Source organism: Deltaproteobacteria bacterium (assembly GCA_016234845.1).
Lineage (GTDB): Bacteria > Desulfobacterota > Deferrimicrobia > Deferrimicrobiales > Deferrimicrobiaceae > JACRNP01.
The window spans coordinates 1-3,003 of record JACRNP010000039.1 but is presented as its reverse complement, the minus strand read 5'-3'; the positions used below and the strand labels follow the sequence as shown (position 1 = coordinate 3,003).

3 protein-coding genes are annotated in these 3,003 nt (G+C 69.3%); all 3 read left to right on the top strand.

Annotation, left to right across the window (positions count from 1 at the left end):
- Nucleotides 1–177, top strand: a 177-nt coding sequence (locus HZB86_03790) for a DUF190 domain-containing protein (GenBank protein MBI5904661.1), incomplete at its 5' end; no start/stop codon positions are given.
- Between the two features lie 37 nt (nucleotides 178–214).
- Complete coding sequence (locus HZB86_03785) at nucleotides 215–1,972, top strand: dynamin family protein (protein MBI5904660.1); 1,758 nt, start codon at nucleotides 215–217, stop codon at nucleotides 1,970–1,972.
- Nucleotides 1,973–2,015: 43 nt separating this feature from the next.
- On the top strand, nucleotides 2,016–3,003 hold a 988-nt coding region (gene dctP / locus HZB86_03780; protein MBI5904659.1), incomplete at its 3' end, for a TRAP transporter substrate-binding protein DctP.

Sequence of the window (3,003 nt, the reverse complement as noted above, 5' to 3'; positions counted from 1 at the left end):
TACCACACGGACAGGATCCTGCGGCTGTCGCGCGACCTCCCGATCATCGTGGAGGTGGTGGACACGCAGGAGAACGTCGACCGGGTGATGCCGAAGGTGGACGGGATGATGGTCGGCGGCCTCATCACGATCGAGAAGGCCACGGTCATCCGGTACACGCACCGGCACGAGAGTTGAGCGGCCGTACGCCGGTGCCCTGATCGGAGCGGACGGATTGGATCTTGCGCGCGCCGTCGAAACCGTCGAGGCGATCCGCCGGATGTTCGGCGTCGAATCCCTCGCGCCGCAGCTTTCGGCTTGTCGGGAGATGCTTGCGGGCGGCGGCGAGGTGGACGTGGCGGTGCTCGGGCAGTTCAAGGCGGGGAAGAGCTCGTTCCTCAACGGGCTGATCGGCGCCGCAGTCGTACCGGTCGACGTCCTGCCGTCGACCGCCGTGGTCACCCGGATCGGGTACGGGCCGGGGGAACGGGCCGTCGTTCACCTCCTTTCGGGCGAAGCGCGCGAGATCCCGCCGGCCCGGCTCGCCGAGTTCGTCACGGAGCGGGGAAACCCCTCGAACGGAAAAAAGGTGGCGGTCGTCGACGTGGAGCTTCCCGCCCTCGCGCCGTACGATGGAATCCGGTTCGTCGACACGCCGGGGCTGGGCAGCGTCTTCGCGCACAACACGAAGGCGGCGAAGGAGTGGATGCCCCGCGTGGGGGCGGCCCTCGTCGCCGTCAGCGTCAACCACCCTCTTTCCGAAGACGACCTTCTTCTCCTCGAGGACGTGGCCCGGCACACCTCCGAGGCGGCCATCCTGCTGACGAAGGCGGACCTGGTGTCCGGGGGGGAGCTCGCCTCGGTGGTCGAGTTCATTCGCAACCAGGCATTTTCCCGCACGGGAAAGGAGTGGAGGATCTTCCCCGTCTCCTGCCGTCCCGGGTTCGAGGGGATGCGCGGGGCGGTGGCGGGCTACCTGCGGGAACGGATCGCGGGGCGGCGGGAGGAGGCGTTCGGGGAGATCGTCCGCCACAAGGTTCGCGGGCTGGCCGCCGGGTGCCGTGAGTATCTGCTTCTGGCGGAACGGGCGGCGGCGGCGGCGGAAGACGCGCGGGCGGATCTCCTCGCTGCGCTTGCGCGCGAGCGCGAGGGGCTCGGATCCGTCAAGGGGGAGATCCGGATCCTCTGCAACCACCTGAAGGCCGAGGTCCGGACCGCGGCCGACGAGCGGTTTCACGCGTACCACGGCGAGGTGGCGGGGCGCGTGTCCGCCAATCTCCGGCAAGCGATGACGAAGTGGACGGGAAACCTCGCGCGGGAAACCGGGGAATTCGAGGGGTGGCTCACGGACGCGATGATGGAGGAGATGGGTTCGATCTCCCTGCACGGCGAGGGGCACCTCGCGGGGTTCCTGTTCCGGGCGCAGGCGACTGTCGAGCGGTCGGTGCGGGCGTTCGCGGACCGCCTGGCGGAGGAGATCGAACGGGCCCTCGGGACCCGCTTCGAGGGGGCCCGGTTCGATCCGCGGGTCGAGGAGCCGGCCCACCCCGACGTCCGGTTCTCCTCCACGTTCGACACCCATTTCGAGCTGCTCTGGTTCCTCATCCCGATGGCGGTATTCCGGCCGCTGGTCCGAAGGCATTTCCTGCGCAGGATCCCGTGGGAGGTCGAGAAGAACCTCTCCCGCGTGGCGGCCCAGTGGGCCGACGCCGTGGGCGCCTCGATCGACGGCCTCTTCCGGGAAGCCGTGGAGTTTCTCGATCGCGAAGTCGTGACGATCGCCGGCTTGGTCGGCGAATCCGGGGCGGGGAATCGACTCGACGGGATCCGTGCCGCAATCGCGGAGCTTGCCCGGGGAATCGACTCGACGGGATCCGTGCCGCAATCGCGGAGCTTGCCGTCGCCGAGGCCGCGATCGACGGAGTGGGGGAACGCCGTCCCGCCGATCCGTTCGCGGCGCCTTGACAGACCGGACGGGGCGAGGGTTAGATGAAAGGATGCGGCGGGAACGGAGGGGAACGGGACGTACGGGTGCCGTGCGGGGTGCGATCGCGATCCTGTCGGCGTTCGCGGCGTTGGTCCCCGGCTCCGCCTCGCTCTCGTCCGCCCACGATCCGCCGCCGGTCACGGTCCGCATCGCCGTGGCGGTCGTTCCGGAGTCCGCGTACTTCATCGCGGCGCACCGCTTCAAGCGAACGGTGGAGAAGGCGCTCCCGGGAAGATACGCCGTCGCGGTCCACCATTCCGGCACGCTCGGCGGGGAGCTCGACATCCTCCGGCAGGTCCAGCGGGGGAGCGTCCAGATGGCCATCACCTCCACCGGCCCCATCGAGTCGTTCGTGCCGGAGATCCGCGCGCTGGAGATGCCGTTTCTCTTCCCGTCGTACGAGGCGGCCGACAAGGTCCTCGACGGACCGATCGGGGCGGATCTCCTCCGGCGCCTCGGGAAGGCCGGGTTCACGGGGCTTCGGTTCCTCGACAACGGCTTCCGGAACGTGACGAATTCGCGCCGCCGGGTGCGGACTCCCGAGGACCTGAAAGGGCTGAAGATCCGGACGATGGAGTCCCCCTCCCACATGGCCCTCTGGAAGACACTCGGCGCCGACGTCGTCCCGATGGCGTGGCCCATCGACGCGGAGCTGCGGAAGGGATCGATCGACGGGCAGGAGAACCCGGTCGCGATCATATACGGAGCGAACCTCGCGGAGGCCGGACAGCGGCACCTCACGCTCACCCGCCACGTCTACTCCGCGGCCGTGATCACCGCCAACAAGGCGTTCATGGACCGGATGCCGGTGAAGGACCGGGAGGTCTTCCTCGCGGCCGCGAAGGACGCGTCGATGGCGGGCCGCGCGTACGTGCGCGGCAACGAGGCGAAGCAGCTGGCGTCGCTGGCGGACGCGGGAGTCGAGATCGAGCGGAATCCGGACGTTGCGGCGTTCCGCTCGAAGGCGTCCTCCGTCCCGGCGGCCCTGTCGGGCGACGCCCGGAAAATCCACGAGGAGATCCGGAAGGCGGTACGGT